General features: G+C 71.0%; 20 protein-coding genes. 7 read left to right on the forward strand and 13 right to left on the reverse strand.

The annotated features are described in order from the left end of the window. Nucleotides 1–19: 19 nt before the first annotated feature. Entirely contained in the window at nucleotides 20–748 is a 729-nt protein-coding gene (locus M3667_RS12895; protein ID WP_141377457.1) for an SDR family oxidoreductase, read from the reverse strand. A 237-nt stretch (nucleotides 749–985) separates the two neighbouring features. On the opposite strand from M3667_RS12895, the gene M3667_RS12900 reads away from it, so the two are divergent. The 5 genes from M3667_RS12900 to M3667_RS12920 all read left to right on the forward strand — a co-directional run bounded on the left by M3667_RS12900 (nucleotide 986) and on the right by M3667_RS12920 (nucleotide 6,213). Then, complete coding sequence (locus tag M3667_RS12900) at nucleotides 986–1,684, forward strand: nucleoside/nucleotide kinase family protein (RefSeq protein WP_251508557.1); 699 nt, start codon at nucleotides 986–988, stop codon at nucleotides 1,682–1,684. Further along, nucleotides 1,681–2,457 carry an ATP-binding cassette domain-containing protein gene (locus M3667_RS12905; protein ID WP_144832155.1) on the forward strand — a complete coding sequence of 259 codons (777 nt, stop codon included), beginning with the start codon at nucleotides 1,681–1,683 and terminating at the stop codon, nucleotides 2,455–2,457. Before M3667_RS12900 ends, M3667_RS12905 begins: the two co-directional genes overlap by 4 nt. Further along, complete coding sequence (locus M3667_RS12910; protein ID WP_251508558.1) at nucleotides 2,454–3,539, forward strand: ABC transporter permease; 1,086 nt, start codon at nucleotides 2,454–2,456, stop codon at nucleotides 3,537–3,539. The genes M3667_RS12905 and M3667_RS12910 overlap by 4 nt, the downstream gene beginning before the upstream one ends. 75 nt (nucleotides 3,540–3,614) lie before the next feature. Next, entirely contained in the window at nucleotides 3,615–4,604 is a 990-nt protein-coding gene (locus M3667_RS12915; protein ID WP_251508625.1) for an ABC transporter substrate-binding protein, read from the forward strand. Between the two features lie 145 nt (nucleotides 4,605–4,749). Beyond that, a complete protein-coding gene (locus M3667_RS12920) occupies nucleotides 4,750–6,213 on the forward strand; it encodes a mannitol dehydrogenase family protein (RefSeq protein WP_251508560.1) in 1,464 nt (487 codons plus the stop codon). A 109-nt stretch (nucleotides 6,214–6,322) separates the two neighbouring features. Here M3667_RS12920 and M3667_RS12925 read toward each other — a convergent pair whose 3' ends face one another. The 8 genes from M3667_RS12925 to M3667_RS12960 form a co-directional block, all read right to left on the reverse strand. Next, nucleotides 6,323–7,450, reverse strand: a complete 1,128-nt coding sequence (locus M3667_RS12925) for a carboxylesterase (protein ID WP_251508562.1) — start codon at nucleotides 7,448–7,450, stop codon at nucleotides 6,323–6,325. Continuing rightward, the gene (locus tag M3667_RS12930; RefSeq protein ID WP_251508564.1) at nucleotides 7,447–8,370 is read right to left on the reverse strand and encodes a hypothetical protein; all 924 of its coding nucleotides are present in this window, start codon (nucleotides 8,368–8,370) and stop codon (nucleotides 7,447–7,449) included. Before M3667_RS12930 ends, M3667_RS12925 begins: the two co-directional genes overlap by 4 nt. Further along, on the reverse strand, nucleotides 8,367–8,828 hold the full coding sequence (locus tag M3667_RS12935) for a hypothetical protein (RefSeq protein WP_251508566.1): 462 nt from the start codon (nucleotides 8,826–8,828) through the stop codon (nucleotides 8,367–8,369). The genes M3667_RS12930 and M3667_RS12935 overlap by 4 nt, the downstream gene beginning before the upstream one ends. Nucleotides 8,829–8,850: 22 nt before the next feature. Then, nucleotides 8,851–9,495, reverse strand: coding sequence for a helix-turn-helix domain-containing protein (locus tag M3667_RS12940; protein ID WP_251508568.1), 645 nt, complete (start codon nucleotides 9,493–9,495; stop codon nucleotides 8,851–8,853). Nucleotides 9,496–9,738: 243 nt separating this feature from the next. After that, nucleotides 9,739–11,391: an alpha-amylase family protein gene (locus tag M3667_RS12945; protein ID WP_251508570.1), complete on the reverse strand. Its 1,653-nt coding sequence runs from the start codon at nucleotides 11,389–11,391 to the stop codon at nucleotides 9,739–9,741. A 172-nt stretch (nucleotides 11,392–11,563) separates the two neighbouring features. Then, nucleotides 11,564–12,535 (reverse strand): LacI family DNA-binding transcriptional regulator, encoded by a 972-nt coding sequence (locus M3667_RS12950; RefSeq protein ID WP_251508626.1) that lies wholly within the window; start codon nucleotides 12,533–12,535, stop codon nucleotides 11,564–11,566. Nucleotides 12,536–12,727: 192 nt separating this feature from the next. Further along, nucleotides 12,728–13,615, reverse strand: coding sequence for a hypothetical protein (locus M3667_RS12955; RefSeq protein ID WP_251508572.1), 888 nt, complete (start codon nucleotides 13,613–13,615; stop codon nucleotides 12,728–12,730). Nucleotides 13,616–13,703: 88 nt separating this feature from the next. Next, the gene (locus M3667_RS12960; protein ID WP_251508574.1) at nucleotides 13,704–15,098 is read right to left on the reverse strand and encodes an FGGY family carbohydrate kinase; all 1,395 of its coding nucleotides are present in this window, start codon (nucleotides 15,096–15,098) and stop codon (nucleotides 13,704–13,706) included. A gap of 83 nt (nucleotides 15,099–15,181) precedes the next feature. On the opposite strand from M3667_RS12960, the gene M3667_RS12965 reads away from it, so the two are divergent. Together M3667_RS12965 and M3667_RS12970 are read left to right on the forward strand one after the other, a co-directional pair. Beyond that, on the forward strand, nucleotides 15,182–16,402 hold the full coding sequence (locus M3667_RS12965; protein WP_251508576.1) for an HAD-IA family hydrolase: 1,221 nt from the start codon (nucleotides 15,182–15,184) through the stop codon (nucleotides 16,400–16,402). A 125-nt stretch (nucleotides 16,403–16,527) separates the two neighbouring features. Further along, nucleotides 16,528–17,331, forward strand: a complete 804-nt coding sequence (locus M3667_RS12970) for a formate/nitrite transporter family protein (RefSeq protein WP_251508578.1) — start codon at nucleotides 16,528–16,530, stop codon at nucleotides 17,329–17,331. A 13-nt stretch (nucleotides 17,332–17,344) separates the two neighbouring features. Here M3667_RS12970 and M3667_RS12975 read toward each other — a convergent pair whose 3' ends face one another. The 4 genes from M3667_RS12975 to M3667_RS12990 form a co-directional block, all read right to left on the reverse strand. Continuing rightward, on the reverse strand, nucleotides 17,345–20,152 hold the full coding sequence (locus M3667_RS12975) for an FAD-binding and (Fe-S)-binding domain-containing protein (protein WP_251508580.1): 2,808 nt from the start codon (nucleotides 20,150–20,152) through the stop codon (nucleotides 17,345–17,347). Next, nucleotides 20,149–21,147 carry a PfkB family carbohydrate kinase gene (locus tag M3667_RS12980; RefSeq protein WP_251508582.1) on the reverse strand — a complete coding sequence of 333 codons (999 nt, stop codon included), beginning with the start codon at nucleotides 21,145–21,147 and terminating at the stop codon, nucleotides 20,149–20,151. Before M3667_RS12980 ends, M3667_RS12975 begins: the two co-directional genes overlap by 4 nt. Further along, a complete protein-coding gene (locus M3667_RS12985; protein WP_251508584.1) occupies nucleotides 21,144–21,971 on the reverse strand; it encodes a class II fructose-bisphosphate aldolase in 828 nt (275 codons plus the stop codon). Before M3667_RS12985 ends, M3667_RS12980 begins: the two co-directional genes overlap by 4 nt. A 127-nt stretch (nucleotides 21,972–22,098) precedes the next feature. Continuing rightward, complete coding sequence (locus tag M3667_RS12990) at nucleotides 22,099–23,088, reverse strand: ABC transporter substrate-binding protein (protein ID WP_251508586.1); 990 nt, start codon at nucleotides 23,086–23,088, stop codon at nucleotides 22,099–22,101. Nucleotides 23,089–23,093: the final 5 nt, after the last annotated feature.

The raw sequence follows: 23,093 nt of genomic DNA on the forward strand, positions 1-23,093 counted from the left end.
CGCCTCACGGCATCCGGGATCAGCGGCTGGAGTAGCCGCCGTCGATGGGGAGCGAGACGCCCGAGATCATGCCCGCGCCATCGCCGAGGAGGAACACGATCGGCGCCGCGATGTCGTCTTCGGTGGCCCACTTGTGCAGCGGCATCGCCTCGAGGAAGGGCCCCTCGATGTCGGGGCGACCCCAGTACCAGGCCGACATCGGCGTCATGACGACGGTCGGGTTCACGCTGTTGACGCGGATGCCGTAACCACCGAGCTCGAGGGCGGAGACGCGCGTGATGTTGTCGAGGGCGGCCTTCGACGAGCCGTACGAGATGTGACCGGTGAGGGCGACGAGGCTCGCCTGGCTCGAGACGTTGACGATCGCGCCGCCCTTGCCGACGCGGATCATCTCGCGCGAGGCGTACTTGGTGACCAGGAGCGAGCCGCGGGCGTTGATGCGCATGACCTTGTCGAAGACGTCGATGTCGGTCTCCATCGGGGTCGCGATCTCGCCACCCCACCCGCCGCAGTTCACGACGCCGTAGATGTCACGGCCCTCGATGGCCGCGCGGATCTCGTCTTCGGACTCCAGGTCGAAAACGACGGGCTCGGCTCCGGTCTCGGCGCTGATCGCGGCGACACTGTCGGCGTCGCGACCGGCGGCGAGGACCGTCGCGCCGGCGGCGACGAGGTGGCGCACGGTCGCGCCTCCGATGCCGCCACCGGCGCCGGTGACGAGGATGGTGCGGTCGGTGAATTCGGTCATGGGTGGGCTCTTTCGCGGGTCCGGGAGTCGAGGACGACGGCAGTGTCGTCGCGGCCCATGATAACCACAGAATCACGCGGATGACTTCGGTGTCATGACGAATTGATCACGGGTGTTGACACCGGTGTCACGGTGGGCTTACCGTAACCGGAGTTCGACCGGTGGACACCTCCGCCGGACCCGCTTCATCGACGCAGCACTCCGCCGTGGTGCGTCGCCCGGAAGGACCACACCGCTGTGACCCACACCTCGGAGAACGACGCGACGACCGCCGCCGCGACCGTGCACCTCGACGACCTCGTCGCCCGTGCCCGGCAGCTCGCGGCGTCCGGTGAGCGACGCATCCTGGGGCTGGCGGGCACCCCCGGCGCGGGCAAGTCGACCGTGAGCGACGCCCTGCTCGCCGCCCTCGGCGACGACGCGGTGCTCGTCGGCATGGACGGATTCCACCTCGCGAACGAAGAGCTCGTGCGCCTCGGTCGCCGCGATCGCAAGGGCGCTCCCGACACCTTCGATGTCGAGGGCTACGTCGCCCTGCTCGACCGCATCCGCGCCGGGCACGAGGTCTACGCCCCGCGCTTCGACCGCGGCATGGAGGAGTCGATCGGCTCTGCCGTGCTCGTTCCCGCCGGCGTGCCGCTCGTCATCACCGAGGGCAACTATCTGCTTCACGACGAGTTCGGGTGGGATGCCGTCGCCTCGCGCCTCGACGAGGTGTGGTTCCTCGACATCGACTCCCACGCGCGCCGCGAGCGCCTCGTCGCGCGGCGCCTCTCCCACGACCACCCCTACGACGAGGCCGTCGCCTGGGTCCGCGAGGTCGACGAGCGCAACGCGCTCATCGTCGAGCGCGGGCGCGAGCGCGCCGACCTCGTCGTCACCGTCTCCGACGCCGCCGCCGGCGGCGTCGGCCACCACGAAGGAGCTTCTTCATGAGCACCACCACGGCCACGCCCGTGCTGCAGGCGCGGGGTCTCTCGCGGCAGTTCGGGTCCGTCCGCGCCCTGCACAACGTCGACTTCGAGGTCTACCCCGGAGAAGTCACCGCCCTCATCGGCGACAACGGCGCCGGCAAGTCGACCCTCGTGAAGGCCCTCTCGGGCAACCTCGCGATCGATGAGGGCGAGATCCTCTTCGACGGCAAGCCCATCGACATGTCGAACCCCCAGGTCGCATCCGGCCTCGGGATCGAGACGGTCTACCAGGACCTCGCACTCGCCCCTCACCTCGACCCGGTGCAGAACATGTACCTCGGCCGCGAGATCCGCCGCCCCGGCCTCGCCGGCGCGCTGGGCTTCATGAAGACCAAGGACATGGCGAAGGCCTCCCGTGACGCGTTCGACGAACTCGGCGCCACCGTCCGCAGCCTCACCTCCCCCGTCGGCGAGATGTCGGGCGGTCAGCGCCAGGCCATCGCGATCGCGCGTGCCGTCCACTGGGCGTCCCGGGTCGTCTTCCTCGACGAGCCCACCGCCGCCCTCGGCGTGCGCCAGACCAAGAACGTGCTCGAGACGATCCGCCGCGTGCGCGACAAGGGCATCGCCGTGGTCTTCATCTCGCACTCGATGCCCCACGTCATCGACGTCAGCGACCGCATCCAGGTTCTCCGTCTGGGCACCCGCGTCGCGAACATCAACGCCAAAGACACCTCCATGGAAGAGCTCGTCGGACTCATGACCGGCGCCGTCACGAAGGACGACCAGAAGTGAGCACCAAGACTCCTCCCACCGAGACCGTCGCCATCGGCACCTTCGATGACAACCAGAAGGTCCACCCCGTCCGCGCCATCCTGCGGACGCAGGCCTTCCAGATCCTGCTGGTGCTGCTGGCGATCATCATCGTCTTCAGCATCATCGCGCCCGAGTCGTTCGCGCAGTGGTCGAACTTCCGGCTCATCATCCAGAACGCGTCGATCCTCGCGGTGCTCGCGGTCGGCATGACCTACGTGATCATCACGGCCGGCATCGACCTCTCGGTCGGCTCCGTCCTCGTCTTCTCCGGCGTCGTGTCGGCGCTGACGATGCGCGCCCTCGGCGGCGAAGGCTGGGGGGTCGCCACCGTCGGCATCATCGTCGCCGTCTTGAGCGGCGTGTGCTGGGGGCTTCTGAACGGCTTCCTCATCGCCAAGGCCAAGATCCCGCCGCTGATCGTCACGCTGGGTTCGCTCGGTATGGCGCTCGGTCTCGCGCAGATCCTCACGGGCGGTGTCGACGTGCGCGACGTGCCCACCGTGCTGACCGTCTCGATCGGCTACGGCAACGTCTTCGGCACCGTCCCGATCATCAGCGTCATCGCCCTCGTGGTCGTCGTGATCGGCGCGATCGTGCTGCACTACACGAAGTTCGGCCTCTACACGCTGGCCGTCGGATCGAGTGAGATCGCCGCCCGCCGGGTCGGCGTGAAGGTAGACGCCCAGCTGATCAAGATCTACACGATCTCCGGCGCCCTGGCCGGGCTCGGCGGCATCCTCTCGCTCTCGCAGTTCTCGACCACCGCGATCGCGGGGCAGTCGCAGACCAACCTGAACGTCATCGCCGCGGTCGTCATCGGCGGCACCTCGCTCTTCGGCGGGGTCGGCACGATCATGGGCACCGTCGTGGGCCTGTTCATCCCCGCCGTGCTGCAGAACGGCTTCGTCATCACGGGCGTGCAGCCCTTCTGGCAGCAGGTCGCCGTCGGCGCCGTGCTCATCACGGCGGTCTACGTCGACCAGGTGCGCCGCACCGCCGCCACCCGCGGCAACTCGCAGGGCCTCTGGCGCAAATTCCTCAGCGGAGGTCGGCGCGGCTGAGCCGCGGCGGCATCCATTCCCTCTCCATCCCTTACCAACCCGACAGCAGTACTCCAGAAAAGAACGGTGATCACAATGAAGTGGAACAACAAGGCGACCGCGCTGGCGGTCTTCGGTGTGGCGGCGACCCTCACCCTCGCGGGATGCTCGGGCGGCTCGTCGTCGGGCGGTGCCTCGGGCGGATCCGACGGCGGCTACAAGATCGCGTTCGTTCAGGGCGTCGCCGGAGATGAGTTCTACATCTCCATGCAGTGCGGCATCCAGGCCGAAGCCGAAAAGGAAGGCGCCACCGTCACCACCCAGGGCCCCGAGAAGTTCGACCCGACCCTGCAGAAGCCCATCGTCGACGCCGTCGTCGCCTCCAAGCCCGACGCGCTGCTGATCGCACCCACCGACGTCTCGGCCATGCAGGCACCGATCGCAGCCGCCGAGGCTGCCGGTATCAAGGTCGTCCTCGTCGACACCACCCTCGAAGACCCCTCCGGCGCGGTCTCGCAGATCTCGTCCGACAACAACGGCGGTGGCGCCGCGGCGTTCGAGGCGATCCAGAAGGCGAACCCCAACGGCGGCAAGGTGCTCGTCGTCTCGACCGACCCGGGTGTGTCGACGACCGATGCGCGCGCCCAGGGCTTCGAAGACGCCGTCGCGAAGGACAGCAAGTTCGAGTCGGTCGGTGTGCAGTACTCGCACAACGAGCCCTCCACCGCCGCCGAGATCGTGACCGCCGCGCTGCAGAAGGACCCCGACATCGTGGGCATCTTCGCCGCCAACCTGTTCGCCGCCGAGGGCTCCGCCACCGGCGTGCAGCAGGCGGGCAAGCAGGGCCAGGTCACGATCGTCGGCTTCGACGCCGGTCCCGCCCAGGTGAAGGCGCTCGAGGCCGGCACCGTGCAGGCCCTCGTCGCGCAGGAGCCCGCCACCATCGGCCAGGACGGCGTGCAGCAGGCCATCGCCGCCCTCAAGGGCGAGGCGACCGAAGCCAAGATCCAGACCGGCTTCACCATCCTCACCAAGGACAACATCGACACCGACGGCAAGGACGCGGTCTACAAGTCGTCCTGCTGACACACCCCTCTCGCGTGAGGGGTCACAAACGGTCGCCTGGGCCGCTCCCAGGCGACACCGAGTGACCCCTCACGCGAGATGAATCCCATCCGCCCCTCTGATCTCGCTCCACCCGCCCCTCCCTCCCCGAACCACGGAGCCCCGCATGACCGACCTCACCGCCGCCGCCCTCCCCTCCCTCGCGGCGAACGTCTCCGTTCCGACGTACGACAGGTCGGCCGTGCGCGCGCGCATCGTGCACTTCGGTGTGGGCGGCTTCCACCGGGCGCACGAGGCCATGTACCTCGATCGCCTGCTCGAAGCCGGCCACACCGAGTGGGGCCTCTGCGGAGTCGGCGTCCTGTCGTTCGACGCGGCCATGCGCGACGCTCTCGCCGCTCAAGACGACCTCTACACGCTCGTCACCACCGCCCCCGACGGAACCTCCGCGGCGCGCGTCGTCGGCTCGATCGTCGAATACCTCTTCGTGCCCGACGACCCCGAGGCGGTGGTCGCCAAGCTCGCCGACCCCGACACCGCGATCGTCTCGCTCACGATCACCGAGGGCGGTTACGGCATCGACGACGCCACCGGCGACTACGCCCCGCGCGACGAAGCGACCCTGGCCGACCTCGACGGAGCGACCCCTCCGCGCAGCGTCATGGGCCTGCTCACCGAGGCTCTCCGCCGACGCCGGGATGCCGGCATCCCGGCCTTCACCGTCATGTCGTGCGACAACATCCAGGGCAACGGACACGTCGCCCGCGCCGCCCTGCTCGGTTTCGCCGACCGGCGCGACGCCGCGCTGTCGGGCTGGATCGCCGAGAACGTGTCGTTCCCGAACTCGATGGTCGACCGCATCACCCCCGTGACCACCGACGAGACGCGCGACGCGATCGCCTCGGAGTTCGGCATCCGCGACCGTTGGCCGGTGCGCAGCGAGTCGTTCGAGCAGTGGGTGCTCGAAGACGCCTTCCCCGCCGGCCGTCCGCCGTTCGACGAGGTCGGGGTGCAGCTCGTCGACGACGTCGAGCCCTACGAGCTGATGAAGCTGCGCCTGCTCAACGCCTCGCACCAGGCGATGAGCTACCTCGGCATCCTCTCGGGCGCGCACTACGTGCACGAGGTGTGCACCGACCCGCTGTTCATCGACTTCCTGCAGGGCTACATGCACGAGGAGGCGATCCCGACTCTGCGTGCGGTCCCGGGGATCGACCTCGACGCGTACTGCGACCAGCTCATCGCCCGTTTCGGCAGCGAGGCGATCCGCGACACCCTCGCGCGTCAGGTCGTCGACGGCTCGGACCGACTGCCGAAGTTCCTGCTGCCCGTCGTGCGCGAGCAGCTCGCCTCGGGCGGACGCATCGACCACACGGCCCTCGTGCTCGCGGGCTGGAGCGTCTTCCTCGAGGGGCGGACCGAGTCGGGCGAGGAGACCCCCGCGGTCGACAGTCGTCTCGACGAGCTGCGTGCGATCGTCGCGGACGATCCCGCACGCCTGCTCGACTACGCGCCGGTCTTCGGCGACCTCGGGCAGAACCCGCGCCTGCGCGACGCCTACCTGGCGGCGCGCGCGTCGCTGGCCGAGCGCGGCGCCCGCGGCGCGATCGCCGAGGTCACCGGCGCGTGAGTCCCGCGAACGCGGGTGGCTGAGCCTGTCGAAGCCATCGCCACCCGCTCGCTGCCGGTCCCTTCGACAAGCTGAGGGACCTCCGACAAGCTCAGAGACCTTCCTCTCCTCAGAGATTCCGCAACCACCCGGCGATCCCGTCGTGGAAGCGCTCGGTCTCCTGATTGGCCTCGTTGCAGTGCCCGGTGGCGTCGAACGCCAAGAGCTCGGCATCCGGATGCCGTTCGACATAGGCGACCGAACCCGAGAACGGCACCACCGGGTCGACCCTGCTGTGCACGATGAGGGTCGGGATGCCGGGACCCGGGCGCTGCGGTCCGACCCAGGTCAGCGCGCGGGCGTCGACGGCCTCGACGAGACCGAGGGCGCGGGCCCCCACGGGGCTGCCGAGCACGCGCATCGAGGCGGCCGCCACGGTGCGCGGCAGGTGAGCGGATGCCACGGCGTTCTCGACGATGCGCCTCCAGTCCAGCGCCGGGGCGACGAGCACGAGCCCGACGAGGGCGTCGCGATGGGCCGACTGCTCCGCCGCGAGCATCGCGATCGTGCCACCCATCGACCAGGCAACGAGCACGATCTCGCGTGCGCCGCGTTCGACCGCGTAGGCGATGGCGTCGTCGACGTCGCGCCACTCGCGCGTTCCGAGCGTCGAGGGCAGGGTGTCGGCGGGGGCGCACTCCTCGTCTCCCGCGTAAGAGACGACGAGCGACATCCACCCGGCGTCGACGGTCGCGGGGGCCGACCGCAGGGCGCCGTTGCGGCTCGAGCGCAAGCCGTGCACGTGAATCGTCCAGCGCCCGTCGGCCGTGGCCTCGTCGCCGATCTCCCACGCCTCGGCCACCCCACCGCGGCGGAGCGGAATCGACACGTGCCGTGTGGGCCCGACGTCTTCGGGGGCGCCGATGTTCTGCGAGGTCCACGCGGCGATCACCTCGCCGTCGCCGAGCTCCGCGGGTCGCTCGAGCACCGTGCGCACCACGCGGTCGCCGTCGGTGCGGACCACCTCGCCGACCCTCAGGTGCGAGCCGTCGTCGAGCCGCAGACCGTAGGTGCCCGGTTGCAGACTGTCGTCTGTCGCGGGGACCGAGACGGTGTCGCCCTCGATGAGGGCGGGCGAGAACACCTTCGGCGCGCGCGGTGCGATCAGCCTCCGCGCGACGTAGCCGGCGAGGGCGGTGTGGGCGAGGGCGACCGTTGCGGCGGTCGCTCCGGCGGCGATGGCGAGCGAGCGGATCATGAACGAGCTCCCGAGGTACGGCGGGTGAGGTGAACGTCGACGTCGTCGAGCAGGGCGCGCTGCGCCGAGGACAGCGGAGTCGAGGTCGCGATCGCGTCGTCTTCGACGGCGACCCGCAGGGCGTGCAGACGCGTGTCGACGAGGGCGTCGGCCGGAAGCCCGGGGAACGACTCCACCTCGCGTTCGCGCGCGACCGGTTCGAGTCGCTCGAGCAACTCCTCCCCGCGTCGACGGATCTTCGTCGTCGTCCGGGATGCGGCGAAGATCCCGATCACGAACGAGACGACGCCGAGGTAGAACAGGGGGTCGAACAGCGCGCTCACGACGGCGTCGGGCCGGAAGAAGCGCGAGAGGGTGAGGTCGACGATCTCGCTGAGACAGCCGAGGACGATCCCCACCGCCCCGATGCGGAAGAACACGCGCGTTCCCGGCAGGGATCCGCGGGCCGAGCGGAACAGCATCAGACCGACGAGGGCGATGCCCGACATGTGCAGCACCCCGTACGCCCAGGCTCCGGTCGAGGTCATCGCCAGGTCCTCGAGGAAGCGGAACGACGACCTCCCGCGATCGGGCATCGCGACGAAGAAGACGACGGCGAACACAGCGGCGAGGAAGCCCGGGAACCACCACCGCAGCGAGCGGATGCGCGCCGTCACCGGAGCGGTCCCCGCTTGGATGCCGAGCCACAACGCCACCATCGTCAGCACGTTCTGCACGAGCTTGAGGATGTTCGTGCCTCCGAGCAGGCCGTCGAGCATCTCGAGCGGGACGACCGTGCCCTGCGTCAGCAGGGCGATCGCGCCGATCAGCGCGGCGAGCCACGCGATGCGCGCCCGCGGCTGCTGCCAGGCGGCCCGCGCGCGCAGCACCACGACGAGCAGCAACCCCACCAGCGCCGCGTCGATGAGCAGCACCGTCACCACGACGACTCGGCCGCCCTCGGCGACGCGTACAGCAGACGGGCGATGCGGTGGGCGACGTGCTCGGCGACGAGCTCCGCCTCGTACTCCCCCGTGGTGAGGTGGGGAGCGGCGTGGGGCGACACCGCGGAGCGCTCGTGCAACGCCCCCGCGCAGTGCGCGTCGTCGAGAAGGTGCCCCAGTTCGTGCGAGGCGGCGAACTGGCTGTAGACCACGGCGTCCGAGGCCCGCACGTGGATGCTGCCCTCGCGCCGATCGGCGAAGTAGGCGAGGAAACCCGTCATCGTTCCCCAGCTCGCCGTGTCAGCCTCGGGCACGATGCGCAAGCGTATCTGCAGGGCCCTCTCGACCGCCGAGACGACGTCGTCGAAGGTCATCCCCGGGGTGAGCGCGGCGCGACGGAAGGCCGCGTCGCCTCGCTCGCGTACGCGCGCGAGGATCTCGTCCGACTCGCTCATGACCGTGCCCCCGTGCGTCCGCTCACGTCGTCGACGGCCTGCTTCGCAGAGACTGGGCGATCGCACGCAGCGCGTCGGGGGACATCTCTCCGAGGGCGCGGAACTGGATGCTACTGGCCCCGGCCTCGCGCATCGCCTCGCGCAGTTCGAGCTCCGCCTCCGTGCGATCGGTGACCGTCTCGTCGGTGTAGTCGGTGAGGTATTCGGCCGGCACATCCGCCCATTCGGTGACGGCGCGCAGAACTTCTTCGTCGAGGACGACCGTGTTGGCCGTGGCGACGAGCAGCGCCCGCGCGCTCTCGGCCAGAGCGGGATCGATGCCGTCGAGGTAGGCCGTGAGATCGGCCTCGCGAGAGCCGTGACTCGCGATGAGACGGCGCACGCGAGCGGCGACCGGCGCTGCCGGAACCCGCATCTCGACCCGGCGAGCAGCTTCGGGGTTCGCCAGCTCCTCGGGCGACACCCCGAGAGCGGCGGCGAGGGCCTCGATGTCGTTCGTGTTGTACGGCAGGGAGAACGCTGCGCGCGATTGGTAGTAGCTCTTCGTCATGCCGGCGCGCGTCAGAAGCTCGCCCACCGTGAGGCCCTTGGCCTGACGCAGGCGATCCACGTTCGCCACCACTCGGCGGGAGTACCGCGAGGGCGGTCCGACTGCGCCGCGACCCACGTGTCGATCCTAGACGTCACCCGCGACCAGTCAGGAGGTTGTATTTACGAACCTGCGCCGGGTGCTATTTACGAATGGCTGTGCTTGTATGGACGCAGACCGCGAGCGGGGAGCCGTGGGGGAAACCCCGCTCGCGCGCATCGGATGCGTCACGCGCTCCGATCGTCGGCAGCGGGCGCGGCGCCGTCGGGGGGCGCCGCGCCCGCTCGCTTCCGGCGCGCGAATCGTCGGCCGAGCGCTTCGTCAGGCGATCCGACGCTCCCCCGGCCGGATGACCCGCCACCACCGGTGCCCGTATCCGTCGAGGGTGACCTCGAACCCGCCGTCGACGAGTTCTTCGGCGCCGGCCGCGCCGTCGAGCAGGTTCACGACGCTCCAGCCCTCGGCATCCGCCCCCTCGATCGACAATCGGAACGTCCGGCCGTCGGGAGCGAAATTGTGCGCCGCGACGAGCATTCCCAGTTCGCTGGTGACGGAGTGAGCGAGGACGCAGGCATGGGGCTGATCCACGATGCCGAGCTCTCCCCACCCGATCTCAGGAGAGGCGCGGTAGTGCCGCACGAGATTCTGCACGAAGCGGAGCAATGAGTCGGGATCATGGCGCTGCTGGGCGACATTCACGTGCTGCGGACCGAAGCCGCCCGGGACGATGTCGGCCACGAGATCGTCGGAGACCGAGAAGCCCGCGTCGTCGCCGCCGGTCCACTGCATGGGCGAGCGCACCGCGGCGCGGCTGCCCTCGATCGTGGGGTTCTCCCCCATGCCGATCTCTTCGCCGTAGTACAGCACCGGCGCGCCCGGGAGCGAGAACATCAGGCTGTAGACCATGCGGATCCGGCGGGGGTCCCCCTCGAGCATCGACGGCAGACGCCGGGTGATCCCCCGACCGTGGATGCGCTGGCCCTCCTCCGGCGCGAAGGCGGTGAAAACCTCGTCGCGCTCGGACGCGCTCAGCTGGTCGAGGGTCAGTTCGTCGTGATTACGGACGAAATTGCCCCACTGATTGCCCCGGGCGATCTCGGGGCGCGACTCCAGAGCGTCGCGCAACGGCGTGGCGTCCTGCCGCGCGAGAGCCAGGTACAACCGCTGGTTGGCGACGAAGTCGAACTGCATGGTCAGCTCGTCGCCGTCGGCGTCGCCGAAGAAGCGCATCTGCTCGTCGTACGGCAGGTTCACCTCGCCGAGCATCATGGCGTGCCCCCGGCGACGCGAGACGTACCCCCGCAGGGCGCGGAGGAACTCGTGCTCGGGGCCGTCGTCGCCGTCGATGAGGTGGGGCACGGCATCGACTCGGAATCCGTCGATGCCCAGCTCGAGCCAGAATCCGATGGCCTTGGCGATCTCCTCCCGCACCTCGGGGTGATCGGTGGCGAGGTCGGGCTGGTGCCGATAGAAGGAGTGCTTGTAGTACTGCCCCGCGGTCTCGTCGAAGAACCAGACGCCGTCTTCGACATCGGGGAACATGCTCGCGGGGGCGTCTGCGGGCACGTCGTCGCGCCACTGGTAGAAGTGGCGGTACCGGCTGTCGGGACTCTTCCGAGCTTCCTGGAACCACGGGTGCTGGTCGGAGGTGTGGTTGACCACCAGGTCGACGATCACGCGCATCCCGCGGTCGTGCGCGGTGCGCAGCACCTCCACCATGTCGCCGAGCGAGCCGTAGCGCGGATCGACGCCGTAGTAGTCCGAGATGTCGTACCCGTTGTCGCGCTGCGGTGACGGATAGAACGGGGCGAGCCACAGGCACGTCACGCCGAGCTCGGCGAGGTGGTCGAGACGCTGCGCGAGCCCGCGCAGATCGCCCACACCGTCGTCGTCGGCGTCGAGGTAGGTCTTCACGTCGAGGTTGTAGAAGACGGCGGTCTTCCACCACAGGTCACTCGTGTCGGTGAGCCTCATGACGACACCCCCGTCCGGGCGTCGGTCTGGCGGGGGACGTGCGGGGAGGTCGTCATCGGAGCCCTCTTCTCGGGAGCGGTGGCGCTGGACTCCCTTCCTATCGGGCGCGCCCGCGCGCGGGTGCCCTCTTGCTTCGACTCCCCTGACCGTGCTCAGGAGGGTCGAACGAGGGTCACAGCCCGCAGGACTCCCGCTCCACGAGCGAGACGTCGATCACGGTCACCTCGTCGAGTCCCAGGCCCGCGTCGGGCTCGAGGCGCGCGAACACCCGCTCGGCCGCGAGAGCGCCGATGCGGCGCGGGTCCTGGTCGATGACCGTGACCGAGGGAGTCAGCGTGTCGGCCATCGGGAAGTCACCGAAACCGACGAACGGCATCGGGGCGCCGCGCAGCACGTGGGCGAGCGCCATCGACGAGCGCGCGTTGGCCGAGAACAGGGCCGTGGGCGGGTCGGGCAGGGCGCGGAGGTGTTCGAGGGCGGATGCCGCGGACGCACGGCTCGACACCTCCGAGGCGACGAGCTCGTCGTCGACCTCGATGCCCGCCTCGCGCAGCGCGCGGCGCCAGCCCTCGACGCGCTTGGTCTCGGTCGACAGGTGGACCATGTCGCCGAGATAGGCGATGCGGCGGTGCCCGTGCGCGATGAGATGGCTGGTCGCCAGGTGCGCGCCGGCCTCGTCGTTCTCGGTGAAGGTGTCGGTGTGCAGGCCCGCGGGGGCGCGATCGACGAAGACGATGGGGGTGTGCCCGCACCAGCGCTCGAGCCAGGAGTGGTCGGTGCCCACGGGGGCGATGACGAGGCCCGTCAGTTGTCGACCGAGTAGAGATTCGAGCGCCGGCCTCTCGTCATCCGGATCTTCGCCGAGGCTCGTGACGAGCGTCGAGAGGCCGTGGCTGCGGGCGGTGTCTTCGACGGCACGGGCGATCGCGGCGAAGAAGGGGTCGACGACGTCGGGCACGGCGACGCCGATCACCGAGGCGCGCCCCGCACGGAAGGTGGTCGCGAGGGCATTGGGCACGTAGTTCAGCTCGCGCATCGCGGCTTCGACCAGAGCGCGTGTGTCGGGCAGCACGTGGGGGTCGTCGTTGAAGACGCGCGAGACGGTCTTGGTGCTGACGCCCGCGCGCAGGGCGACATCGCGCATGGTCGTCACGAGGCACCTCCGGGGTGAAATGGCGGGACGGGTTCGAATCGCCACCCTATCCGCCGGTCCGCGTGCCCCCGCGCCGGTACCGCCTCGCGACACGAGGGCACCCCCGCCCGCGCGGCGCCGGGTCGACCCTCCCCCGCGTGCACCCGCGGAGGGATCGACCGCAGCCGCGCGGGCGAGGTCATCTCAGTGCCCGTCGACGGCGTCGGCGAGCTCGCGCAGGCGCGGCAGGGCGCGGCCCGAGAGCAGCTCCTCGCGACGGTCGGCGTCGATCGACAGGCTGTCCTTCCACAGCGACCGGCCCGCCATGGCACCGGAGGCGCCGTTCGCGACGGCGGTGCGCACCTGCTCGATGAAGGTCTCGTGGTCGACGCCGGCCGACAGCACGGCCCACGGCACGCCCTGGGCGGCCTCGGTCACCCGGGCGCTCGCCTCGGCGGAGCCGGGGTACTGCAGCTTCAGGATCTTGGCACCGCACGCGACGGCGAGGGCGGCACCGTCGACGACGAGGTCGGCGAACTTCGCCGTGTACTCCTCGTCGCTCTCGTCTTCGAGCTGGTAGGTCAGCAGTTCGACGATCAGCAGCAGACCCTCGGCCTCGCACGCCTGCACGAGGTCGCGGATCTCGCGGGCGACGCGGGAGTCGGCATCCTGCTTGTCGGGGCGGGTGTACCAGAGCATCTTGGCGACGTCGGCACCCTGCTCACGGATCGAGTGCGGGGTGGCTCCGGGAACGAAGCGCGTGTACTTGAGGCCGTCGACGGTCTCGGCACCCGAGGCGTCGAGGCCGACGACGAGGGCGGTGTCGCGGGCGAGCACGCCGTCGTCGACGATCTGCGGCAGCGCGACCTCGGGGTCGAGCAGGATCGCCGGTGCATGGTTGGCGAGATGACGGACCAGGTCGGCCTTCACCTCGGCGAGCTCATCGCGCGAGATCGCGTCGGAGCCGTTCGGGGCGTCCTTGATGGCGGCCTTCATGCCGTTGCGCTGGTCGGCGGCGACGATGAGCATGTGACCGTCGGGGGTGCTGATCGACTGGAGCGCGCGGCGCTCGATCGTGGTGAGTGCGTTCATGATCTCTCTTCTCTCGGTTCTTTTCACGCCGGTCGGCGCGGGTGGTCTGTTCGCGCGTCCGATCGGGACGGGCGCGGCGGGTGGGAAGTCAGGACGGGGCGGATGCCGAGACGAGGCGCCGCGCCATGTCGGCGGCTCCCCACGCGACGTCCTGCTCGCGGGTGGACAGGGACGGATCGGGGAGCACTTCGGCGCGGGCGCGGCGCACGCTCGCCATGCCCGCCCAGCCGCCGGTGAGGGTGGAGTGGGTGGCCGGGGCGATCTCGCGGTCCATGGCCGCGATGAGGGCGGCGACCTCGTCGTTGCTGTGCCGCAGCACGGCACCGAAGATCTCGGCGGGCGACGCCTCGGTGTGCAGGGTCAGGCGCAGCACGCCGTCGTCGTTGCGCGCGCCGGTGACCTCGATCGCCCCGGCGGGCAGTTCGCCCTCGTACGGCAGAGCCATGACGGCGGCGTCGAGGGCGTCACGCCCGGCGCGGTCGCTGATGCCCGCGGCGTGCAGGGCGCGCCGCAACAGAAGTCCGGTCTTCACCCCGGCGACGAGCACGTGCTTGCCGGGTACGACGTGGCGCACCTCGTTGATGAGGGCCTCGGCGAGGCGCTGCCGCGCCGCGAAGCCGAGGGGTTCGTCGAGCACGCGCAGCAGCACCTCGGCGGTGCCGAGCGAGACGTGGTAGCCGTCGGCGTCGAGGGTGCCGTTGGCCTGCGCGGCGACGAGGTGGTCGTGACCGGCGACGGTGAGCGCGGCGCCCGCGAGTCGCGGGCCGAAGGCGTCGGATGCCGTGCCCCAGGCGAGTCCGCCTCCGCGCAGCGGCGGCAGCAGGTCGGCGTCGACGCCGAGCGCGTCGAGCATCGCGGGCCACGCGGCGCCGGAGTCCTGATCGATGAGGCCGGTGCGCGAGGCGAGCGAGAGCTCGAGGGCGACGTCGCCGCCGAGGGAGGCGACCACGAACTCGGGCAGGTCGAGCCAGCGCAGGCCGACGAGCGAGGTGCCCTGATCGCACAGCCAGGCGAGCTTCGCGACGCTCACCTGGGCGCCGAGCGGCAGGCCCGTGCGTCCGGCGAACTCGGCGCGCACGGCATCCGGGAAGAGCGCGATCTGCTCCCACCCGCGCGGATCGAACCAGGCGAAGCCGGGGGCGACGGCGCGACCGTCGGCGTCGATGAGGATCCCGGTCTCGCCCATGCCCGCGACGGCGAGCGAGGCGAGCGGCTCGGGCGTGAGCGGCGCGAGCTGGGTGTCGACGAGATCGACCAACGCGCGCACAGCGGCGAGCAGGTCGTCGGCGTCGATGTCGGTCGTTCCGCCCTCGCCCACGCGCCACGGGGTGGGCACCTGGGCGCTCGCGACCTCGGTGCCGTGGTCGTCGATGACGAGCATCTTCACGCCCGTGCTGCCGAGGTCGATCCCCCCGTGCAGGCGCAGGCCGGCGGCTAGGGAGGCGTCGGCGGGGGCGAATGCCGTGACACCGGTGTCTTGCATGAGCGGCCGTCCTTTCCGGAACTTCTTCGAGTCCCGGAATTTCAGGCATGACACCGGTGACTTGCTACGTCTATGGTGGGGGTATGCCGTCGCCGTGTCAAATACCCGATTCGCTCGCCGTCGTCGTCGCCGGACCCGCCGGCAGCGGCAAGAGCACCCTGGGCCGCGCGATCGCCGCCGAGCTCGGCGCCGCACTCATCGACCTCGACAGCGTGACGACTCCCCTGCTCGATGCCCTCCCCGCCGATGCGCTGGGCGGGCACTGGCTCACCTCGCCTTTCGCGACCGAGATCCGCGCCGGTCGGTACGCGGCGCTGCGGGCGACGGCGGCCGACGTGCTCTCGACCGCGGGCCGTGTCGTCGTGGTGGCGCCCTTCAGCGCCGAGCTCGCCGGGGGCGACGAGTGGCAGGCGCTGCGCGATGCGTTCTTCCCCACCGAGCCCGTCGTCGTGCACGTCGACGGAGACCCGTCCGTGCTGGCCTCCCGCCGCGCCGATCGTGCCGCCGCCCGCGACGCCCACCGCCCCGACACCCCTGCCGTCGCCCCGGCGATAGACGTCCTCGGTGTCGACGCCGAGCTCTCGACCGCGCAGCAGCTCGCGCGCGTGCTGCCCGCGCTGGGCCTGCGACGCGCGGTGCCGGCCGACGCCGCGATCTTCTCGCGCGAGTTCGACGCCGTGCTCTTCGACCTCGACGGCACGCTCGTCGACTCCACGGCATCCGTCGTACGCTCGTGGCGCCGCTTAGCCGAGTACTTCGACGTGTCGATGGAGGCCCTGCACGCCAACCACGGCCAGCCCGCGCGCACCCTCGTGGGGGTGCTGCTCCCCGCCGACCGGCACGCGGAGGCCCTCGCGCACGTCACCGATCTCGAGGTGACGGATGCCGTGGGCCTACAGCCCATCCGCGGTGCCGACGTCTTCTTCGACTCGGTGCCCGCCGACCGCAGGGCGATCGTCACGTCGGGATCCGTGCCGATCGCCACGGCGCGCTTGGCCGCCGCCGGCTACGCGAAGCCGGCGGTGTTCGTGACGGTCGACGACGTGGTCAACGGCAAGCCCGACCCCGAGCCGTTCCTGCTGGCGGCCGAGCGGCTCGGTTTCTCACCGGACCGCTGCCTGGTCGTCGAAGACGCCCCCGCCGGCATCGCCGCCGCCCGCGCCGCCGGCTGCGCCGTGGTCGCCCTCACCGGCACGACCGCCGAAGAAGAACTGACCGCCGACCTCGTCGTCGACGGGCTGGATGCCGTGCGGCTCGAGGTCACGGCATCCGGGACGCTGCGGCTCGTCCCGGCGACACCCTGACGTCGGGTCCGGGCGCACGCCGCACGTCGGACGAGCCGTACACGAATGCCCGCGCCCGCGCAGGTGGGTTGTGCCACGGCGGCTTCGGACCGACAGTGAGTCATGGCCATCGAACAGAACCCTCAGTGAGCGACGACCGACGCCGCGAAGTCGGCGACTCCGACGAAGTCGTCGAAGACGAGCTCGCCGAGTCCTTCGACGCCACCGTCGGCGAAGGTGCCGAACGCCTGGCGCGGCCGTGGCGGATCGTCCTGATCACCGGCTTCTTCGGCGGCCTCGAAGTGGGTCTCGGCGTCGCCGCGTATCTCGCGGTTCTCCACCAGACGGGCGATCATCTCCTCGCCGGCGTCGCGTTCAGCGTCGGACTCATCGCGCTCCTGCTCGCCCACAGCGAGCTCTTCACCGAGAACTTCCTCATGCCCATCGCTGCGCTCGTCGCTCGAGAGGGGACGATCGGGCAACTCGCCCGCCTGTGGGGCGGAACCCTCGTGGCGAATCTGGCCGGCGGCTGGCTCTTCATGTGGCTTCTGACCACTGCCTTCCCGCAGTGGCACGACACCCTCGCCGAAGCGGCGCATCACTACGTCGACGCGCCCTTCGGGGTGCAGAGCATCGTGCTCGCCGTCTTGGGAGGCAGCACCATCACGCTCATGACGCGCATGCAGCAGGGAACCGAATCCGACCCCGCCCGCATCGTCGCGACCGTCATCGGCGGATTCCTCCTCGCCGGGCTGCAGCTGTTCCACTCCATCCTCGACTCGCTGCTCATCTTCGGAGCGATCCAGAGCGGCGCCGACATCACCTACCTGCAGTGGCTCGGATGGTTCGGCTACACGCTGCTGTTCAACGTCCTCGGCGGGATCCTGCTGGTGACGGCGCTCCGCCTGCTGCGGACCAAGGAGCTGATCCAAGACCGCCAGAAGCGCTGACGCGGCGCGGCCGCTACCGGTCGCCCCGCGTGGCGCGCTCCAGCAGCTCCAGCACGTGCACGTACGTCTTTCCGGTGGCCTTCGTCATGCCGAGCTCGCACGTGCGATTGCACGACGCGAAGGCGTCGGCGCCGAGCCCGGCGACCTCGGCCGCCTCGGGGGCCGTCGCGGCCTCGGTGAGTTCCGGATGCAGCATGCCCCGGTCCCCCGCGTAGGCGCAGCAGCCCCACGCATCGGGCACGCGCACCTCCGAGGCGACGGCCTCGCCCAGCGCGCGCAGGGCCGGGTCGATGCCCAGCTGCGTCGACGAGCACGTCGGGTGCAGAGCCAGCAGCTCGGCCACCGGCGTGGGGGTCAGGTGTGGAAGCAGAGCGGATGCCGCGAAGGCCACGGCATCCATCACCCTCACTCCCTCGTCGCGCAGGGTCGCCGCGAAGCCCTCGGTGCAGCTGGAGGCGTCGCACACCACCGGCAGCTCGCCCCCGCGGAAGGCCTCGGCCACCGCCGCCCGCACGCGCGCCGACATCGTCGCGTGGCCCTTCGCGTACCCCTTCGACGACCAGGGCGTGCCGCAGCACAGCGCATCGATCCCCTCGGGCACGATCGCCGAGACCCCCGCCCGTTCGAGAAGCCGCGCGAACGCCGCTGTCGCGCCGATGCCGTCGGAGGAGGCCGGTCCGAACATGCTCCCGACGCACGCGGGCAGGAACACCGCGCTCGGCTCGACCCCCTCGGCGCCGACGACCCGGCCCAGGGCCTTCCGCGACGCTCCGCCGCCGGGCAGCTCGGCCGCGTAGCGGGGCACCGTGTCGGCGCCGAGCACCGCGCGCGCGGCATCCGTCACCGCCCGCACCGCCGGCGTGGGCAGCACGGAGGCGACCGAGAGGGCTGCGGACCCCGCGCGCGTCACGGCACCCCATCCGGTCGCCGCGGCCGACCAGCCGGCGGCGAGCACCGGGTTCGCGTCCTCCCGGCGGAAGCGCTTCATGAGCGTTCCGGTGTTGATGAGCACGGGGCACGCCGTCTGGCACATGCCGTCGACCGCGCAGGTCTGCACGCCGTCGTAGTCGTAGTCCTTCTCGAGCTCCGCGACGAGCGCTCCGTCGCCGCGCTCGCGAGCGGCGGTAGAGGCGCGCCGCACGACGATGCGCTGGCGCGGGGTGAGGGTGAGCGAGCGGCTCGGGCACACCGGTTCGCAGTACCCGCACTCCACGCAGCGGTCGGCCTCGGGCTCGATCGACACCGGCGTCTTGAGGTTCCGCATGTGCGCGGTCGGGTCGTCGTCGATGATGACACCCGGGTTCAGGATGCCGCTGGGGTCGAGCAGGCGCTTGAGCCGCACCATCACGTCGTACAGCTCGTCGCCGTACTGCCGCCGCACGTAGGGTGCCATCGCGCGACCCGTGCCGTGCTCGGCCTTGAGGTTGCCGCCCGCGTCGAGCACGAGGTCGACCATCGCGTCGGTGAACCCCTCGAAGCGACCGAGGGCCTTCGCGCCCTCGAACCGGTCGGTGAGCATGAAGTGAATGTTGCCGTCCTTGGCGTGGCCGAAGATCACGCTGTCGGCGTAGCCGTAGCGCGCGAACAGCTCCTGCAGCCCTCCGCAGGTGTCGGCGAGGCGGTCGACGGGCACGACCACGTCTTCGAGCAGCGCGGTGGTGCCGCTCGGGCGGGCGCCGGCGACCGAGGCGTAGAGGCCCTTGCGGAACTTCCACGCGGCCGCGCGGTCGGCGGCGTCGCTGGAGAAGACCGCGGGGGTGCGCAGGTCCTGCTCCCCCAATACTCGCGATCCGCTCTCGGCGAGGGCGCGCAGGGCCTCGAGGTCGTCGGCGTGATACTCCACCAGCAACGCCGCCTGGGTCGTCGCCTCGAAGCCGTGGATCGCGGCGGGAGTCCCGGCCAGACGCTGGCCGACTCGGAGCGAAGTGGCATCCATCAGCTCGAGCGTCGCCGCGCCCGTCGCGACCAGCGCGGGAAGAGACCGCGTGGCGGCGTCGAGCGTGGGAAACACCGCGAGGGTCGTGGTGATCGCGGGTCGGATCGGCACGGTGCGGAAGGTCGCCTCGGCGACGAACGCCAGCGTCCCCTCCGAGCCGACGACCAGGTGAGCCAGCAGGGCGGCGGGGGTGTCGAAGTCGACGAAGGCGTTGAGGGCGTAGCCCATGGTGTTCTTCATGGCGAACTGCCGTTCGATGAGCGCAACGCTCGCAGGGTTCGACACCACGCGTTCGCGCAGCCGCATGAGCTCGTCGACGAGCGCGGGCTCGCGCTGGGCGAGCAGCCGATCGGCGTCGGGGTCCGCGGTGTCGACGACTGTTCCGGATGCCAGCACCAGCACGACCGATTCGAGGGTGCGGTACGAGTTCTCGACCGTTCCGCACGCCATGCCGCTGGAGTTGTTCGCGACGACTCCGCCGATGGTGCACGCGGCCTCGCTCGCGGGATCGGGGCCGAGGCGGTGCCCGTGGCGCAGGAGCCGCGCGTTGACCTGACGCACGGTGGCCCCCGGCTGCGAGCGCACGCGCCGGCCGCCGTCGAGCACGTCGATGCGCCCGAATCCCTGCCGCACGTCGACCAGTAGGCCCGACCCGGCCGACTGCCCTGACAGGCTCGTGCCCCCGGAGCGGAAGGTCACGGGCGTGCCCGACGCCGTCGCTGCGCGCATCACGGCACCGACCTCGGCGGCACCCGAGGCGATCACGACCGCCTCGGGCGTCAGCAGGTAGTGCGAGGCGTCGTTGGCGTACGCGACCCGGTCGATGGCGCGCGTGCGCACACGGGACGGATCACCGACGGTGGCGAGCACGGGCGCGAGGTTCATGCGGCGTCCTCCGGGGTGAGCGTGCGATCGAGTTCCGGCGAGGCCTCGACGAGGGCCCGGATGCCGAGCGGCGGCCCCGCCACGAGCGTCGACGCGTGCGCGACGGCGTGGGCGCCCCACTCGGCGGCCGACGCGGCCGCGACGGCGAGCGGGTCGGCTCCGGAAGCGTTCGCCGCGGGAGCACGCGTGAGGCCGAGCAGGAAGCCGGCGAGAGCGGCATCGCCGGCCCCCGCGGTGTTGGCGACGTACGGGGCCTGGGCGCGGGCGAACACCGCGCGCTCGGCGGTGACGGCGAGCAACCCGTCTCCGCCCAGACTGGCTACGACGGTCTCGACGCCGCGGGCGATGATCTCGCGCGCCGCGTCGATGACCTCGCCGAAGGTCGCGAGCGGGCGGCCGACCGCCGCGGCCAGCTCCTCCGCATTCGGGGTGAGCAGGTCGATGCCGACAGGATTGGCCAGCAGAGCGTCGAGGGCTGCGCCGCTGGTGTCGACGGCGAGGCGCACGCCGCGGTCGGCCGCCCCCGCACGCACGGCGGCGAGGTCGACGAGGGCGCCGGTTCCGGCGAGCTCGGGCAGGCTCCCCGACAGCACGAGCCACGACGCGGCACCGCGGTCGAGCTCGTCGAGCGTCAGCGAGACCGTGGCCTCCCAGGCCTCTGCCGACAGCGGCGGAGTCGGGGCGTTGACCTTCGTCGTGGCCCCCTCGGCGTCGATGATCGAGGTGTTCACGCGCGTCGTCCCGGGCACCTCGACGATGCGCAGCAGGGGCGCGGTCAGACCGCAGCGCGCGAACCGCACGTCGTCGGCGCCGAGCACCACCACGGCGGAGGCGTCCGCGCCTCCGGCCGCGAGCGCGGCCGCGACGTTGACGCCCTTGCCGCTCACCTCGCGGGTATAGCTCTCGGCGCGCGCGAAGGCCCCGCGGCGGAGCGTTCCGACCCGATACGTGGCGTCGATGGCGCCTGCGGCGGTCAGGGTCACGATACCGCTCATGCGGCGCGTCCCGTCACGACACCGAGCAGCCGTTCGACCTCGGCGGCGACCGCCGTGCGACCGGGATCCAGCCAGCGGCGCGGATCGATGGCATCCGGATCCCGCTCGAGTTCGGCGCGCACCGCCGAGGTGAGCACCTGACTGAGGTGCGTGCCGATGTTGATCTTGCGCATGCCCGCACGCACCGCTGCGTCGATGCCGGCGTCGGCGACGCCGCTCGACCCGTGCAGCACGAGGGGCACGGGGAGTTCGGCGGCGAGTCGGGCGATCAGTTGCCCGTCGAGGGTGGCACTGCGCTCGCGCATCGCGTGCTCACTGCCCACCGCCACCGCGAGGGCGTCGACGCGCGTCTCACGCACGAAGCGCACGGCCTCGGCGACGTCGGTGCGCACCCCCGGGGCGTGGGCGCCTTTTCCGCCGATCTCGCCGAGCTCGGCCTCGATCCATCCGCCCGCCGCGTGCACGCGCTCGGCGACGGCGGCGGTGCGCGCGAGGTTCTCGGCGTCGGTCAGGTGAGCGGCGTCGAACATGACCGAACGGATGCCGACCGCCAGGGCCTCGTCGATGAGGGGCTCGTCGGTGGCGTGGTCGAGGTGCACGACGACGTCGACCCGCGCCGCTTCGGCCAGGCGGAGGGCGGCGGAGGCGGCGGGCGCCAGACCGCCGTGGAAGGCGATGGCGTTCTGTGAAAGCTGCAGGACCACGCCGGTGCCGGCGGCCTCGGCCCCGGTCACGATCGCCTCGGCGACCTCGAGGGTGATGAAGTTGAAGGCCCCGACCGCGCGGTGCGCGGCGAGCAGGGCGGGCATGTCGGCCAGCGGCACGGCGGTGTCTCTCTTGTCGGGGCGGAATGTTGCACGAGTCCGGTGGCTGAGCCTGTCGAAACCCCCGGGCGGGAGGGGCGGATGCCGGGACCCCGCGCGACCGCGAGATCCCGGCATCCGGTGTCGATCAGCAGGACGACTTGTACACCGCGTCCTTGCCATCGGTGTCGATGTTGTCCTTGGTGAGGATGGTGAAGCCGGTCTGGATCTTGGCTTCGGTCGCCTCGCCCTTCAGCGCCGCGATGGCCTGCTGCACGCCGTCCTGACCGATGGTGGCGGGCTCCTGCGCGACGAGGGCCTGCACGGTGCCGGCCTCGAGCGCCTTCACCTGGGCGGGACCGGCGTCGAAGCCGACGATCGTGACCTGACCCTGCTTGCCCGCCTGCTGCACGCCCGTGGCCGAGCCCTCGGCAGCGAACAGGTTGGCGGCGAAGATGCCCACGATGTCGGGGTCCTTCTGCAGCGCGGCGGTCACGATCTCCGCAGCCGTGGAGGGCTCGTTGTGCGAGTACTGCACACCGACCGACTCGAACTTGCTGTCCTGGGCGACCGCGTCTTCGAAGCCCTTCGCCCGGGCGTCGGTGGTCGAGATGCCGGGGTCGACCGACACCACGAGAACCTTGCCGCCGTTGGGGTTGGCGTCCTGGATGGCCTTGAACGCGGCAGCCCCGCCGCCTTCGTTGTCGGACGAGATCTGCGAGACCGCACCGGAGGGGTCTTCCAGCGTCGTGTCCACAAGGACGACCTTGATGCCCGCCGCCTCGGCGGCCGCGATCGGTGCCTGCATGGCCGAGACGTCGGTGGGTGCGATCAGCAGCGCGTCGGGCTTGGAAGCCACGACCGCGTCGACGATCGGCTTCTGAAGCGTCGGGTCGAACTTCTCGGGCCCCTGGGTGGTGACGGTCGCGCCCTCCTTTTCGGCTTCGGCCTGGATGCCGCACTGCATGGAGATGTAGAACTCATCTCCGGCGACGCCCTGCACGAACGCGATCTTGTAGCCGCCGTCTGATCCGCCGGACGCGCCGCCCGACGACGATCCGCCGGAACAGCCGGCGAGCACGAGGGTGGCTGCGGCGCCGAGGGTGGCGAACGCGAGAACCTTCTTGTTCCACTGCATTGTGA

This window comes from Microbacterium sp. P26 (assembly GCF_023712585.1).
GTDB lineage: Bacteria > Actinomycetota > Actinomycetes > Actinomycetales > Microbacteriaceae > Microbacterium > Microbacterium algihabitans_A.

What these genes read in the sequence shown, in the direction of transcription:
- M3667_RS12950 (WP_251508626.1), bottom strand. Translation starts at nt 12,535, where the DNA reads ATGCGCGATGTCGCCCTGCGCGCGGGCGTCAGCACCAAGACCGTCTCG.
- M3667_RS12965 (WP_251508576.1), top strand. Translation starts at nt 15,182, where the DNA reads ATGCCGTCGCCGTGTCAAATACCCGATTCGCTCGCCGTCGTCGTCGCC.
- M3667_RS12975 (WP_251508580.1), bottom strand. Translation starts at nt 20,152, where the DNA reads ATGAACCTCGCGCCCGTGCTCGCCACCGTCGGTGATCCGTCCCGTGTG.
- M3667_RS12980 (WP_251508582.1), bottom strand. Translation starts at nt 21,147, where the DNA reads ATGAGCGGTATCGTGACCCTGACCGCCGCAGGCGCCATCGACGCCACG.
- M3667_RS12935 (WP_251508566.1), bottom strand. Translation starts at nt 8,828, where the DNA reads ATGAGCGAGTCGGACGAGATCCTCGCGCGCGTACGCGAGCGAGGCGAC.
- M3667_RS12920 (WP_251508560.1), top strand. Translation starts at nt 4,750, where the DNA reads ATGACCGACCTCACCGCCGCCGCCCTCCCCTCCCTCGCGGCGAACGTC.
- M3667_RS12955 (WP_251508572.1), bottom strand. Translation starts at nt 13,615, where the DNA reads ATGAACGCACTCACCACGATCGAGCGCCGCGCGCTCCAGTCGATCAGC.
- M3667_RS12945 (WP_251508570.1), bottom strand. Translation starts at nt 11,391, where the DNA reads ATGAGGCTCACCGACACGAGTGACCTGTGGTGGAAGACCGCCGTCTTC.
- M3667_RS12960 (WP_251508574.1), bottom strand. Translation starts at nt 15,098, where the DNA reads ATGCAAGACACCGGTGTCACGGCATTCGCCCCCGCCGACGCCTCCCTA.
- M3667_RS12905 (WP_144832155.1), top strand. Translation starts at nt 1,681, where the DNA reads ATGAGCACCACCACGGCCACGCCCGTGCTGCAGGCGCGGGGTCTCTCG.
- M3667_RS12915 (WP_251508625.1), top strand. Translation starts at nt 3,615, where the DNA reads ATGAAGTGGAACAACAAGGCGACCGCGCTGGCGGTCTTCGGTGTGGCG.
- M3667_RS12925 (WP_251508562.1), bottom strand. Translation starts at nt 7,450, where the DNA reads ATGATCCGCTCGCTCGCCATCGCCGCCGGAGCGACCGCCGCAACGGTC.
- M3667_RS12895 (WP_141377457.1), bottom strand. Translation starts at nt 748, where the DNA reads ATGACCGAATTCACCGACCGCACCATCCTCGTCACCGGCGCCGGTGGC.
- M3667_RS12990 (WP_251508586.1), bottom strand. Translation starts at nt 23,088, where the DNA reads ATGCAGTGGAACAAGAAGGTTCTCGCGTTCGCCACCCTCGGCGCCGCA.